The sequence below is a fragment of the Agreia bicolorata genome, assembly GCF_000938265.1.
Taxonomy (GTDB): domain Bacteria; phylum Actinomycetota; class Actinomycetes; order Actinomycetales; family Microbacteriaceae; genus Agreia; species Agreia bicolorata.
On the sequence record NZ_JYFC01000002.1, the window covers coordinates 251,633 to 264,978 of the forward strand.

Genomic DNA, 13,346 nt, shown 5'->3' on the forward strand with positions numbered 1-13,346 from the left:
TGCCCCGTTTATGATGAACGGCATGAGCCAGACGCCCCCCAACCAGCCTCCCATGCCCCCTTCTCCTGGTAATGGAGCGCCTGTTCCTCCCAACAACGGCTACTCGAATCCCACTCCGTCGTACGGATATCAGGGTGGCGCGTATTCGCCCGTTCAGGAGCCGCGCTATAACGTGCTGGCGATCGTGTCATTCATCTCGGCGTTCTTCGTCTCGCTGGTGGCCGTCATCACGGGCCACATGGCTCTCGGCCAGATCAAGCGCACGGGTGAGAAAGGCCGTGGTCTCGCGCTCTCGGGCCTCATCATCGGCTACGTCGGGATCGTGGGCGGCATCATCGGGACCATCGCGCTCGTCGTGATGGCGGTTCTCGGCGTCGGCCTGTTCGCGACCATCGCCAACAACTACGACCCGGATGACTACAGCTACACGTCAGACCCGTACGACACCGACGCGCCCGGCCTTTCGGGAGACGACCTGTCGTTCGAGGCAGGCAACGATCTCGACCCCAGCACTGTGGCGCAGTTCTCCGACCCCTTCGTCATCGACTCCGACTGGACTGTCGTGAGCCCCGACGATGGCCAGGGCAACTGGTCGTACCTCGACCCGTCCGGGCTCTGCACGGTGTCGTTCCACCAGGGAAAGATGGGTGGCCAGGTGTCGGTCACGACGGGCGATGACCGCGCGACGACAGAGGACTTCTTGGCCGTGGTGCTCAAGACGGACGCGTCGACCATCGCCGGCAAGGCGAGCGACAGCACCATCTCGTACAACTTCGAAGACATGGGCACCGTGGACACGTTGCTGATGCAGGGCACAGACGACGACGGCTCGAACTGGAAACTCGCGGGCCGGGCATTCGGCGAGCTCGACAGCGGCCTCTACATCGACGTCACCTGCAAGTCTGGCGGGGACCTGGATTCCGTCTATGACACTGTCACGACGAAGGCTGCCATCACTGTCTTCTAATCCGTCTGCGGGCGGGGCGCCCGGCGGCGAGGCCGCCCCGATCGGCCTCGCCCTCCTGGGCCCGATCCAGCTCGTCGAGGCGACAGGCGAGACCACCTCGGTGCGCAGCTCACTCGGTCGCGCCGTGCTGGCAGCGCTGGCGCTCGCCGACGGCAGGCCGCGTTCCGTCGACGGTCTGGTCGACGACGTGTGGGGCGACGAGCCGCCGCAGAATCCCCGAGCGTCTCTGCAGACGCTCGTCTCACGCATCCGGGCACTGGAGCGATCGCCGATCATCGAGTCGACCGCGGCGGGCTACCGGCTGGCGTCGGGCCGGTCGGCGATCGACCTGCTGGCCGCGGAGGCCGCTCTGGCGCGCCTCGCACCCTCCGCCGGCTCCGACGCAGCGACGCCGCACGGCCCTGAGATCGCACTGGCCGAAGCCGAGACAGCGCTTGCTCTCTGGCGGGGTGAGCCGGCGGCAGATCTGCCTCCGACCGCGCCCGTCGCCGTCGCCCTCGCCCACCGGGCCGAGCGTGCCCGCGGTGCGCTCCGCCGCATCCGGGCCCGTGCCCTTGCGGCGATCGGCCGAGCCGACGAGGCCTCGAGCGCGTTCGACGAGATCGCGCAGGCGGAGCCTTTCGACGAGGGTGCCCAGCTCGAGGCGATGAAAGCCGCCGTCGACGCGGGGCGATTCGCGTCGGCCCTTCAGCGTTTCGCCGACCACAGGAACCTGCTCGCTGAACGACTGGGCACGGATCCGTCGCCGGCGCTCGTCGAGGCCAACGCGGAGATCCTCAGAGCATCGAGCAGTCAGCGCACCCCGAGCGAGCACCCGGGGCAGCAGTCCCAGATGCGCCGGCCGGCGTTCGGCATCGGCCTGCGCCAGGCGCCGAACGACATGATCGGGCGAGACGGCGATGCGCGTCGCGTGCTCGAGCTTCTCGGCCGCCACCGGCTCGTCACGCTCCTGGGTTCGGGCGGTCTCGGCAAAACGCGGCTGGCGCAGGATGTCGCGGCGCGCGCCGCCCTGGCGGGCTCATCGGTCGCCGTGGTCGAGCTCGCCAGCATCGCATCGGGCGACGACGTGGGGCTGCTCATCGCATCGACGCTCGGGATCCGCGAGGTGCAGTCGGCGCGCCGCATCGGCGACCCCATCGTTGTGCCCGACGTGCGCCGGCGCATTCTCGACGCCCTCGTCGGCAACCCCGCGCACGGTGCGCAGCCGACCCTTCTCGTGCTCGACAACTGCGAGCACGTCATCGACGCCGCGGCGATCTGGGCCGCCGATCTCGTCGCCGCCTCCACCGAGCTGACGATCCTCTGCACGAGCCGCTCACCCCTGTCCATCACAGCGGAGCAGGTCTACCCCCTGCAACCGCTTCCGTCGGCCAGTGACGACGCTTCCCCGGCGGCGGCTGTCACGCTCTTCGTCGATCGCGCTCGCGCGGCCCGGCCATCCGTTCGTCTGCCCCTGAACGTCGTCGAGCGGCTCTGTAGTCGGCTTGACGGGCTTCCTCTCGCCATCGAACTCGCCGCCGCCCAAGTGCGGTCGTTCTCGGTCGAGGAGATCGAGGGTCGGCTTGTCGACAGGTTTGGCCTGCTCACCTCGGGCGACCGCTCGGCTCCGGAGCGCCATCGCACGCTGCTCGCCGTGATCGAGTGGAGCTGGAACCTGCTGCACGACGACGAGCAGCAGCTCCTCGTGCGCCTGTCGCGGTTCGCTGACGGGTTCTCTCTTCGCACGGCGGAGACGATGATGCGCTCGGCCGGGCGGGAGGGCGCGGCCGCCGATGCGCTCGACGGTCTCGTGCTGCAGTCCCTGGTCGTCGTAACTGATACGGCGCAGGGCACCCGCTATCGGATGCTTGAAACCGTCAGGGAGTTCGGGAACCGCGGCATCGGTTCGATCGTTGCGGAGGAGGAGCTGGCGCGGCACGAGCGCCAGTGGGCCATCGGCCTCGCTCTCGACTCCGCAGACCTCTGGTTCGGATCGGGGCGGGGCGGGCGTCTCCGGGACAGCCCTGTGAGCGTCGAGCAGGACAATCTTGTCGCCGTGCTCCGGCGCGCCATCGTCGACGGCGAGCAGGATGCGGCCATCGGCGTGTACGCCGTGCTCGCCTATCTGTGGACCCTGCGAGGCGCGCACTCCGAGGTGCTCGCCTTCGGCGCCTCGGTGATGGCGATGCTCCGCGGCTACCGGCCGGCTCCCGCAGTGGCACAGCTCGCCGTGCTCGCGCTGGTGATCACCGCGGCGACCTTCGGACTGTTCCAGTTCAGCACGACGGTTCGCGCGATCGTGCTGCTGCGACGGCTCGTCGACCGCGTTGAAGTGGAGTATCCGCAGTTGCAGGCCATGGCCCGCCTGGTGCTGTCGATCGAGGACCTGCCGGCGGCGTATTCCGCCGTCGAGGATACCCAGGCGAGCCCGGATGCCCGCACCGCGATTCTCGGCAACGTGATGGGGGCCCAGCTCGCAGAGAATGGGGGCGACGTCGAGGGTGCGCGCGTCTTCGCACTGCGCGCCCGCGAGCTGGCCGAGCAGATCGGCGACGAGTGGGGTGCGACCATGAGCGCCCAGATGCTCGTGCTCTTCAGCAGCGAGGCGGGCGACTGGCAGGGCGTTCTCGACTGGGCGCCGATCGCGAGCGAAGGCCTGCGCGACATGGGTGCCTTCAGCGATCTGCACCAGCTGACGTGGGCGATCGCCATCGCCCGGATCGGCATGGGCGAGCTCGACGAGGCCGATGCGCTGCTGCGCGAGGTGATCGCGGTCGAGGGCGGGCTCGACGATGGGATGCTCGCGCTCAACGGGCAGGCGGGTCTCGGGGAGGTCGAACTCGCCCGGGCCGCAGCCGCCGCGCGCGCCGGAGACCACGCAGCGGCAGCCCGTCATCGAGCGCTTGGCATCGAGGGATACCGCACGAGCGTCGACCTCTCGCGCTCGTCGGCTCAGCGCCTGCGCCCCGAGGCGATCATCGCCCTCGCCATCCTGGTTGCCACGGAATGCCAGGCCCTGTCAGCTGACGCCGTCGACGCCGAAGTTCTGCGCGACCACGGACGCGACCTGCGCATTCGGCTGCTCGTCGAGTTCCGCCGGCGGAGCATCCAGTTCGACAGGCCTGTGCTCGGAACGGCGACCGTGGCCATGGCCCGCTGGGCCCTCGACGCCCGCGACGAGCCCGAGCTGGCGGCTGAACTGCTCGCCCTCGCATCCGGCATCTCACCTCGACAGGACAGCCCGAGCATGCGCATCGAGCGGCACGTCGCTCACGTGCGAGCGGCCGTCGGGGCAGACAGCTACGACCGGATGCTCGCCGCATCCGGTCGCCTGACTCGCGATGAGCGGGTGGCGCGCATCGCGGAGCTGCTGTCGTCGCCCGCTCTGCGCGGGTAGAGCACTACGCCTTGCGCATGTAGGCGCGCACCGTGAGCGGAGCGAAGATCATCACGACCACGGCCGCCCCGAGCAGCGCGAGCCAGAAGTCGCTGCCCACCGTGCCGAGATTCGCCAGGTCGCGCACGGCCGAGACGAGGTGCGACACCGGATTGATATTCACGAACCACTGCAGCCAGTCGGGCATCGTGTCGCTCGGAACGAACGCGTTCGATAGGAAGGTGAGCGGGAAGAGCACCAGGAACGAGATGCCCTGCACGCTTGACGCGCTGCGGGCGATCACGCCGAAGAACGCGAAGATCCAGCTCAGGGCCCACGCGCAGACGATCACCAGCAGGCCGGCGAGCACCACGAAGCCGATGCCGCCCTCGGGTCGGTAGCCCAGAATGAAGCCCACGACGAAGGTGATCGTCGTGGCGATCGTGTAGCGCACGGTGTCGGCGAGCAGCGCCCCCGCGAGAGGCGCGATGCGCGCGATGGGAAGCGACTTGAAGCGGTCGAACACGCCCTTGTCCATGTCCTCCCGCAGCTGCACCCCGGTCACGACCGAGGTCGTGATCACGGTCTGCACGAGGATTCCAGGGATGAGCAGCGGAAGGTAGCTCGCCACGTTGCCCGCGATGGCGCCTCCGAAGATGAAGGTGAACATCACGGTGAAGATGATCGGCTGCAGCGTGACGTCGATCAGCTGTTCGGGGGTGCGCCTGACCTTCAGAAGGCCGCGGTAGGCCATCGAGAACGAATTGCGCACGGTCTGGCCGACGCTCACGTGGTTGCGCAGCTCGCGGCTCGCGCCGGATTGGATGGTCGAGGTGATGGTGCTCATGCGTTCACCCGTCCTTTCGGGGTCTCGGATGCGTCGGGCTGGGTCGCAGCGTCGGTCTCGACACCGTGCCCGGTGAGGGTGAGGAAGACCTCGTCGAGCGTCGGCTTCTGCACGGCGAGCTCGGTGAGGCTGATGTTCTGCTCGCGCAGGGCGACGAGGAGGTCGGTGATGCGGTCGGGGTCCTGCATCGGGGCGGTGATGCGTGCTGCTTCGGGAGACAGGGTCACGTCGACCCCGAGCACCGAGCGGATGGCCCGCACGGCGTCGTCTCGGTCGGCTGGGTTGACAAGCCGAAGCTGCAGCGAGGACTTGCCCACCGAGGATTTGAGCTCATCTGCGGTGCCCTCCGCGACGACCCTGCCCGTGTCGATCACGGCGATGCGGTCGGCCAGTTGGTCGGCCTCGTCGAGGTACTGGGTGGTGAGCAGCACGGTCGATCCCGTGCTCACGAGCCGCCGGATGGTGTCCCACATCTGCGAGCGCGTGCGCGGGTCGAGACCCGTGGTCGGCTCGTCGAGAAAGATGAGGGGAGGCTGCGAGATCAGGCTCGCGGCCAGGTCGAGGCGGCGTCGCATGCCGCCGGAGAAGTTCTTGAGCGGGCGCTTGGCGGCGGCCGTCAGACCGAACTCCTCGAGCAGTTCGTTCGCTTTGGCTCGGGATTCGGCGCGGCCGAGACCGTTGAGCCGACTGAAGAGAACGAGGTTCTCGGTCGCACTGAGCGTCTCGTCGACCGAAGCGTACTGCCCGGTGACGCCGATGAGCTGGCGCACGATCTGTGCCTCGTGCTGCACGTCGTGGCCGAACACGGTTGCGTGTCCGGCGTCGGGTCGCAGCAGGGTGGCGAGCATGCGGATGACGGTGGTCTTGCCGGCGCCGTTCGGGCCGAGCACGCCGTAGACGCTCCCGGTTCGTACGCGCAGATCGACGCCGTCGACGGCGCGGTTGTCGCCGAAGATCTTGACGAGACCGGTGGCCTCGACGGCCCAGTCGGAGCTGGTTGCCATGGGTGGACTTCCTTTCGATGAAGTTGACTCCATCGTGAACGTCACCGCTTTCATGGCGCTGTCGTGCCGCTGTCGTGGTCGTGTCGCGTGGCTGCACGCAATCCGGTGCGCTCCGCAGATACGAATACAGTCCATGAGCCTCCTGCAGCGGTACCCCGCCGGCGCCACCTTCGGGCAAGGGGGAGACGAGCCCTATGCCCGGGCGCTCCGTTCCGGTGCCGAGGGCCGACTCGAACTGCGCGAGGCGGGCCGGAGGGGATCGGCCGCTCTACTCGACATGGATTTCGGAAAGTGGAGCGCCGACGCCGACGAGGTCGACCGTTCACTTCTCAGGCACGCTCGCGGTCCCGTGCTCGACATCGGATGCGGGCCGGGACGCATGGTGCGGGCTGCAGGCCAGCTCGGTCTCGTAGCCCTGGGCTTGGATGTCTCACCCGATGCCGTGGCGCTGGCCCGGCGCGATGGTCTGGCCGTCGCGCTCGGCTCAGTGTTCAACAGGGTGCCCGCGGAGGGACTCTGGCGCACAGCGCTGCTCATCGACGGCAACGTGGGCATCGGGGGAGACGTTGCAGCCTTGCTGGCTCGATGCCGCGAGATCCTCGCGGAGTCGGGACGGCTCATCGTCGAACTTCACATCGACGATGATCGCGACCACTCCTACGCTGCAGCCCTGGTTGCTGCCGATGGGTCGCGAAGCGCTGTCTTCCCGTGGGCGGAGGTGGGCTTCACTCGCCTGCGCGAGATTGCCGGGGCATCCGGTTTCGCGGTCGATGTCGCGTTCACCATCGGCGGACGCCGCTTCTGCCGTCTGACTCGCGCCTGATATCAGCCCGCGGGCCCGAGCAGTACCGCGAGCATCGCTGCGGCGCCGCCCACGATGAACAGCATCGTTCCGAGCTGCATGGTGCGCGTCTTGTTGCGGTCGGCCGTGGGAACGTCGACCTCGAGGATCGGGCAGCCCGACCACCCGATGAGGCCGATGCTCACAGCGACGAGTCCGGCTCCGATCCACCACAGCAGCGCCAGGCCCTTGGCCAGCAGCGCCGGTCGCCATCCGCTCGACAGCAGCAGACCGAGGGTGATCGCGGATGCCCCGACTGCAGCGACGAACCAGATGGTCCCTGTCCACATGATGCGTTGGACGTTCTTCTCGGGGGACATCAGATCGTGGGTCACGGAAACATCATTCACCCGTACGCCACGCAAAACAAATTGATTTGTGGCAACTACTGTTGTTGACGCTACAAGAACCGCACACGTCGCAGCAGCCGAGTGACCCCGGGCAGTACCCAATAGGCCATGATCGGCGTCAGAACGAGCGTTGTGACGAGCACCTTGAGGGCGGTGGCCAAGTCGTTCCAGTCCGGAAGAAGCGTCGTCACGAGCAGCGTGAACGCGAGATTCACGGGAAAGAATCCGAGCCAGATACTGGTCGCCTGTTTCCACCTCGGGGGCGTTGCCGGAGACGCGACCGGCTCGTCGAACCAGCCCTCGATGCCCGTGCGCTTCTCGACGCGCGACTCGCGCACGAGTTCACGGCCGCCCTCGAGCCAGCGCCGACGGTCCTCCGACGATTCCCACTTCTCGAGCAGGGTCGCGTCGGAGAACCTGTAGAGCATGTGCCAGTGAACGGAGTCGGCGCCCTGTCTCACCCAGCCCGATCCGAGGAAGCCCGGATACCGATTGGCGAGATTCACCCCCGCCTGCACCCAGCGGGTGACATCGGGGATCCTGTCTGGATCGACGGCGCGAGTGATGGACACGGTGATGGGAACGGCGGGCGATGCTTGTGGCTGCCCGAGCGCGTTCTCCGACTCTTCTGGAGACATGTCCTCCAGTATCCGCCGGTGATGTTACGCGCGCATTAAGACGTTCCCTGAGCCTGTCGAAGGGAAGGGTTGACTACTTGTCGTCTTCGTCTTCGTCGGCCTCGTCGTACTCCTCGAGAATCTCGAGGGCCTCCTCGTCGAGATCGTCGGGTGTATGCCCGGCCGCGTGGCGCACCGCGTGACGGCCGAGGATGAGCAGCTCGCGTGTCTCCATGGCATCCGCCAGCTCGTCGCGATCGAGATCGTCGGCGTCGTTGATGACCTTGGTGACCATCTCGATGCCCATGTCGAACCAGCGCTCGGCATTGTGCGCGTCGCCGGCGGCGTCGTAGCTGTCGCCGAGGAACGAGTACACCATCGGGTCTTCGGGCTTCTCCGCGCGAAGGGCCTTGGCGAGCTCGTTGGCCTCGGCCTCCTGGCCGGTGCGCAGCAGGCCCTCGATCAGGTAGACGCGCTTGTCCGGGGCGGCGTCGCCCGGCGCATCCTGGGCCTCGCGCGCGGCCTCGTAGGCGCGCAACGGCAGGAGGGCGTCGTAGAAGCTCTCGGATGCCGCGATGAAGAGAGCGGCGGGGGTCACGTCTTCGTCGTAGTAGGTCTCGGGGTCGCGGGCTGCGGCGAGAAACTCCTCGGCGACGGCGAGCGCCTTCTCGGGGTCGTCGGCTTTGAAGCTGGACTCGTCGATGTAGTCCCAGGTCACGGTCTTAGGCATGAGGCAACCTTAACGCCCAGACGCCGACAGCTAGCATGGACAGCGATATGCAAACGAGCCCGCCGCCCTCCCGTACGCGTGTGCAAGCGCGCACCCCCGGCCACTTTCTGCCTCACCTTCAGGGACTGCGCGCTATCGCGGTTCTGCTCGTTGTGGTCTACCACTTCTGGCCCGGCCGGCTGCAGGGTGGCTACATCGGCGTCGACGTCTTCTTCGTGATCTCGGGCTTTCTCATCACGGGCCAGCTGGCTCGCGAGCTCGAGAAGACGGGGCGCATCGGCCTTCCCGGCTTCTACGCCAAGCGGGTTCGACGCCTTCTGCCGGCCGCCGTCACGGTGCTCATCTTCTCGGCGCTGGCGACACTGTTCATCCTGCCCCTGTCGAGCCTCGGCGAGAACCTGCGCGAGATCCTCGCGTCGACCTTCTATGTCGAGAACTGGGCGCTCGCGGCCAACTCCGTCGACTACCTCGCGGCCGCCAACGAGGCCACGCTCGTGCAGCACTACTGGTCGTTGTCGCTCGAGGAGCAGTTCTACCTGATCTGGCCGCTGATGCTGCTCGGCGCGTCTTGGCTCGCTGTGAAGTTTTGGTCGGGCAAGCGCTGGAACGCGCTGTTCGCTGTCGTCGTAGCCGTCAGCATCCTGTCTCTGGCCTTCTCGATCCTCTATACCCAGACGAACGCGGCCCAGGCCTACTTCGTGACCTTCACTCGCATGTGGGAGTTCGGCGCTGGTGCCGTGCTCGCGCTGCTGCCGAGGCTGCGGCCCACGAAGGCGTGGTTGTCGAATCTGCTGGGCTACGGCGGAATCGCGATCGTGCTCGGCTGCGGTTACTTCTACGACAAGTCCACGCCGTTCCCCGGCTCCGCGGCGATCCTTCCCGTCATTGGAACGATGGCGATCATCCTGGCCTCGCACCGCGAGCACTGGTACGACGCCGGCCGCGTCCTGAGCGTGCGCCCCGTGAGCTTCATCGGCGACATCTCGTACTCGCTCTACCTGTGGCACTGGCCGCTCATCGTCATCGCCCCGTTCGTTCCGGGCTGGGGGCTTTCGACCATCAACCGGCTCGTGCTCTTCGTGCTCTGCTTCGTGATCGCGTGGCTCACGAAGAGGTTCATCGAAGACCCGACCCGGGCCTGGAAGCCGCTCGTCCGTCGCAAGCCCCGATTCACCTTCGTGTCGATGCTCGCGGCAATGGCCGTGGTCAGCCTCGTCGTCGGCGTCACCAGCGTGGTGCAGCAGCCCAAGTACGACGCGGCGGCCGCTGAGCTGCGCAGCACGCTCGAGACGATGCCCGACTGCTTCGGCGCGGCATCCGGCGGCACAGACGGCCTGGCGCCGATCGAGGAGTGCTCCAACCCCGCCCTCGACGGTCAGATCATCCCGAGCCCAGGGTTCGGCAACGCCGATCGCCCCCAGCACCCCGAATGCCTGGTCACCCTTAACGACTCGTCGCTCACGACATGTGAATTCGGCGACACGACATCGGATGCCGCGCCGCGCGTCGCGATCGTTGGCGACAGTCACGCGTACTCGCTGCTCGACCCGGTCATTCAGCTCGCCGAGAAGAACGGCTGGCATCTGACCACCTACCTCAAGGGCGCCTGCCCTTGGAGCACGACGCCGATCGCGGGTGGCGACGCCTTCGCGGCCTCCTGCGCCGACTGGCGGGCCAAGCTCGAGAGTGAGCTGGCGTCGGTGCAGCCCTACGATACGATCTTCACGGCCGCCCTCGCCGATCACACGCTGGATGCCGATGGCTCGGCCGCCGCCGACGAGACCGCGGGATTCGTGGAGGCCTGGACCCCGCAGCTCGCCCAGGGCACGCCGGTGGTCACCCTCGTCGACAACCCTTCGTGGGAGACCGATCCGAACAAGTGCCTGCGCATCTCCGACGTGGCGAGCTGCACAGAGCCCCGCAAAGACGGGCTCGGCGAGGTCGACACGCTCGCGTCGGCCGCCCGGCAGCTCAAGGCCGGCGGCTCAGACGTGACGCTGCTCGATTTCTCCGAGATGTACTGCGATTCGTCGAAGTGCTTCCCCGTGATCGGCGGAGCGAACGTCTACCGCGACCAGGATCACTTGACGCGCACCTTCGCTTTCACGCTCGCCCCCTTCATCGAGAGCGCCATCGTCGCCGCACTCGGTCGATCGTCCGTGCGCTAGGAGCTGCGCATGGCCGGGGTGCTCACCGGGTTCTCAATCATCGGTTTCGTCATCGCGGTCGGCTATGTCGTGGGCAGAACGAACATTCTGCAGGTCGACGTGCAGAAGCCGCTGAACCGCATCGCGTTCTTCGTGACCAGCCCGGCGCTGCTTTTCACGGTGCTCGCGCGGGCTGACGTGAACGTTATCTTCTCGTCGTTCCTCGTGGTGACCGTCATCACCGTCGCCACGTCGATCTCGCTGTACATCGTGGTGTCTCGCCTTTTCTTCAGGCGGGCCGCGGCAGAGACCACGATCGGCGCGGTGGCCTCGTCGTACTCCAACGCCAACAACATCGGTCTGCCCGTGGCCATCTATGTACTGGGAGATCCCCAGTTCATCGCTCCGCTGCTGATGCTGCAGCTGATCGTGATGGCGCCCGTCACGCTCACCGTTCTCGACACGGTGACGCGCGGCAAGGCATCCATCGGTTCGTTTCTCACCCAGCCCGTGCGCAACCCGATGATCATCGCCTCCCTGATCGGTCTGTTGTTGAGCGTCTTCGGGGTCACGCTGCCGGATCCGGTCATGGCTCCGTTCGATCTCATCGGGGGAGCGACGATTCCGCTGGTACTGATGACGTTCGGCATGTCGCTGGCGGGGCAGAGGCCGCTGGCCCCGGGAAGCGGGCGTCGCGACATCGTGACCGCTGCCCTGCTCAAGAGCGTCGTGATGCCGATCGTCGCCTATCTGCTCGGCCGCTTCGTGTTCCACCTCGACCCCACGCACCTCTTCGGCGTCGTGGTTCTCGCCGCCCTGCCGACGGCGCAGAACGTGTTCAACTTCGCGTCACGCTATGAGCGGGGCGTGGTGATCGCGCGTGACACCGTGCTCATCACCACCATCGCGTCGGTACCCGTGCTGGTGGTCGCGGCGGCGCTGCTCGCTCCGTAGCGGGGCTCGGCCGCGGGTGTTGCTGGCCGCGACGGATGTTGCCCGGCGACCGGCAACGCCCGTCGCCTCGGGCAACACTCACTGGTGCCGGTCAGTGCCGACTACCAGAACATGGGTCGATCGTCGTCTTCTTCGGTCTCGACATCGAGGTCGACCCACACGGGCACGTGGTCGCTGGGTGCATCGCCCTTACGCTCGTTGCGGTCGATGCCCGCGTTCGTGACAGCATCGGCGAACGGCTGAGAGCCGAGGATGAAGTCGATGCGCATTCCCTCGTTGCGGGGGAAGCGCAGCTGCTTGTAGTCCCAGTAGGTGTAGCCGGTGGGGATGCGCGGGCGCACCACGTCGGTGAGCCCGGCATCCATGAAGTCGTCGAAGGCGGCTCTCTCGGGCGCCGACACGTGGGTCGACCCCTCGAATGCCTGGATGTCCCACACATCGGTGTCGAGGGGAGCGACGTTCCAGTCGCCCATCAGGGCGAGTGGCTGCTGCGGGTTCGCCGCGATCCATGCTCGTGTGTCGGCCGAAAGGGCGTCGAGCCAGCGCAGCTTGTAGTCGTAGTGCGCGTGCGCGAGTTCGCGGCCGTTGGGTACGTAGAGACTCCAGAGACGAACGTCGTTCACCGTTACGCCGAGCGCGCGCGCCTCGAGGGGAAGCGTGCCGTCGTCGGAGGCGACCCCGAAGCCGGGCATGTTCTCGAAGTCTTTGGTGACCTCGCTCATCGGCAGGCGCGATGCGAAGGCGACTCCGTTCCACTGGCTCAGACCGTGCAGTTCGACGTCGTATCCCGCCGCGGTGAACTGCTCGAACGGGAACTGGTTCTCTTTGCACTTGATCTCCTGCATGGCGAGAACGTCGACGTCCTCCCGCACGAGCCAATCGGCCACCCGGTCGACCCGGGCTCTGATGGAGTTCACGTTCCAGGTCGCAATGCGCATGCGCCCCAGTTTATTGGCTCCTCTAAACTGGGGCTGTGACGAACGCGCGCCAGCAACTCATCGACTACATTTCCGCCGAAGCCGTGTTTCACGGCGACTTCACGCTCACGAGCGGCAAGAAGGCGAGTTACTACGTCGACCTGCGCAAGGTGAGCCTCGACCACCGCGTCGCGCCGCTCATCGGCCAGGTCATGATCGACGTCATCAAAGACATTCCCGATGTCTTCGCGGTCGGCGGCCTCACCATGGGAGCCGACCCCGTGGCATCCGCGATTCTGCACCAGGGTGCGGCGCAGGGGCTCGCGTATGACGCCTTCGTCGTGCGCAAGGAGCCGAAGGATCACGGCCGCGGCAAGCAGGTCGAAGGTCCAGAGCTCGAGGGCAAGCGCGTGATCGTGCTCGAAGACACGTCGACCACGGGCGGCTCGCCGCTGAAGGCCATCGAGGCGCTCGAGAAGGTCGGAGCCATTGTCGTGGGTGTCGCCGTGGTCGTCGACCGCAACACCGACGCGCGCGAGCGCATCGAGAAGGCCGGCTACCCCTACTACTATGCGATCGGCCTGGCAGACCTCGGTCTCGAGTAGACGGTGACCGCG

12 protein-coding genes are annotated in these 13,346 nt (G+C 67.0%); 6 read left to right on the forward strand and 6 right to left on the reverse strand.

Features of this window, described 5'->3' with window-relative positions; all coding sequences use genetic code 11:
• Positions 1-22: 22 nt before the first annotated feature.
• Together TZ00_RS18680 and TZ00_RS04685 are read left to right on the forward strand one after the other, a co-directional pair.
• Entirely contained in the window at positions 23-967 is a 945-nt protein-coding gene (locus TZ00_RS18680; protein ID WP_161793728.1) for a DUF4190 domain-containing protein, read from the forward strand.
• Complete coding sequence (locus TZ00_RS04685) at positions 927-4,343, forward strand: AfsR/SARP family transcriptional regulator (protein WP_052521280.1); 3,417 nt, start codon at positions 927-929, stop codon at positions 4,341-4,343. The genes TZ00_RS18680 and TZ00_RS04685 overlap by 41 nt, the downstream gene beginning before the upstream one ends.
• A 4-nt stretch (positions 4,344-4,347) precedes the next feature.
• Here the strand turns inward: TZ00_RS04685 and TZ00_RS04690 are convergent, their stop codons facing one another.
• Both TZ00_RS04690 and TZ00_RS04695 read right to left on the reverse strand, forming a co-directional pair.
• A complete protein-coding gene (locus TZ00_RS04690) occupies positions 4,348-5,169 on the reverse strand; it encodes an ABC transporter permease (RefSeq protein ID WP_174436060.1) in 822 nt (273 codons plus the stop codon).
• A complete protein-coding gene (locus TZ00_RS04695; RefSeq protein ID WP_044439684.1) occupies positions 5,166-6,173 on the reverse strand; it encodes a daunorubicin resistance protein DrrA family ABC transporter ATP-binding protein in 1,008 nt (335 codons plus the stop codon). The genes TZ00_RS04690 and TZ00_RS04695 overlap by 4 nt, the downstream gene beginning before the upstream one ends.
• Positions 6,174-6,306: 133 nt before the next feature.
• Between TZ00_RS04695 and TZ00_RS04700 the strand changes: the two genes are divergently transcribed.
• Complete coding sequence (locus TZ00_RS04700) at positions 6,307-6,996, forward strand: methyltransferase domain-containing protein (protein ID WP_044439686.1); 690 nt, start codon at positions 6,307-6,309, stop codon at positions 6,994-6,996.
• Positions 6,997-6,998: 2 nt separating this feature from the next.
• Here the strand turns inward: TZ00_RS04700 and TZ00_RS04705 are convergent, their stop codons facing one another.
• From TZ00_RS04705 to TZ00_RS18685, 3 genes are all read right to left on the reverse strand, one after another.
• Complete coding sequence (locus tag TZ00_RS04705) at positions 6,999-7,349, reverse strand: hypothetical protein (RefSeq protein ID WP_044439687.1); 351 nt, start codon at positions 7,347-7,349, stop codon at positions 6,999-7,001.
• Between the two features lie 65 nt (positions 7,350-7,414).
• A complete protein-coding gene (locus tag TZ00_RS04710) occupies positions 7,415-8,002 on the reverse strand; it encodes a putative antibiotic biosynthesis monooxygenase (protein WP_044439688.1) in 588 nt (195 codons plus the stop codon).
• A 73-nt stretch (positions 8,003-8,075) separates the two neighbouring features.
• Entirely contained in the window at positions 8,076-8,711 is a 636-nt protein-coding gene (locus TZ00_RS18685) for a hypothetical protein (protein WP_052521282.1), read from the reverse strand.
• A gap of 80 nt (positions 8,712-8,791) precedes the next feature.
• Between TZ00_RS18685 and TZ00_RS04720 the strand changes: the two genes are divergently transcribed.
• Positions 8,792-10,879, forward strand: coding sequence for an acyltransferase family protein (locus tag TZ00_RS04720; RefSeq protein WP_161793729.1), 2,088 nt, complete (start codon positions 8,792-8,794; stop codon positions 10,877-10,879).
• A gap of 9 nt (positions 10,880-10,888) precedes the next feature.
• Positions 10,889-11,812, forward strand: a complete 924-nt coding sequence (locus tag TZ00_RS04725) for an AEC family transporter (RefSeq protein ID WP_044439694.1) — start codon at positions 10,889-10,891, stop codon at positions 11,810-11,812.
• A gap of 101 nt (positions 11,813-11,913) precedes the next feature.
• Here the strand turns inward: TZ00_RS04725 and TZ00_RS04730 are convergent, their stop codons facing one another.
• A complete protein-coding gene (locus tag TZ00_RS04730; protein ID WP_044439695.1) occupies positions 11,914-12,750 on the reverse strand; it encodes an exodeoxyribonuclease III in 837 nt (278 codons plus the stop codon).
• Between the two features lie 35 nt (positions 12,751-12,785).
• On the opposite strand from TZ00_RS04730, the gene pyrE reads away from it, so the two are divergent.
• Positions 12,786-13,334 carry an orotate phosphoribosyltransferase gene (gene pyrE / locus TZ00_RS04735; RefSeq protein WP_044439696.1) on the forward strand — a complete coding sequence of 183 codons (549 nt, stop codon included), beginning with the start codon at positions 12,786-12,788 and terminating at the stop codon, positions 13,332-13,334.
• Positions 13,335-13,346 lie beyond the last annotated feature (12 nt).

Bases quoted from the DNA above. Each gene is read 5' to 3' on its own strand.
- TZ00_RS18680 (WP_161793728.1), top strand. From the start codon at position 23: ATGAGCCAGACGCCCCCCAACCAGCCTCCCATGCCCCCTTCTCCTGGT.
- TZ00_RS04685 (WP_052521280.1), top strand. From the start codon at position 927: ATGACACTGTCACGACGAAGGCTGCCATCACTGTCTTCTAATCCGTCT.
- TZ00_RS04690 (WP_174436060.1), bottom strand. From the start codon at position 5,169: ATGAGCACCATCACCTCGACCATCCAATCCGGCGCGAGCCGCGAGCTG.
- TZ00_RS04695 (WP_044439684.1), bottom strand. From the start codon at position 6,173: ATGGCAACCAGCTCCGACTGGGCCGTCGAGGCCACCGGTCTCGTCAAG.
- TZ00_RS04700 (WP_044439686.1), top strand. From the start codon at position 6,307: ATGAGCCTCCTGCAGCGGTACCCCGCCGGCGCCACCTTCGGGCAAGGG.
- TZ00_RS04710 (WP_044439688.1), bottom strand. From the start codon at position 8,002: ATGTCTCCAGAAGAGTCGGAGAACGCGCTCGGGCAGCCACAAGCATCG.
- TZ00_RS18685 (WP_052521282.1), bottom strand. From the start codon at position 8,711: ATGCCTAAGACCGTGACCTGGGACTACATCGACGAGTCCAGCTTCAAA.
- TZ00_RS04725 (WP_044439694.1), top strand. From the start codon at position 10,889: ATGGCCGGGGTGCTCACCGGGTTCTCAATCATCGGTTTCGTCATCGCG.
- TZ00_RS04730 (WP_044439695.1), bottom strand. From the start codon at position 12,750: ATGCGCATTGCGACCTGGAACGTGAACTCCATCAGAGCCCGGGTCGAC.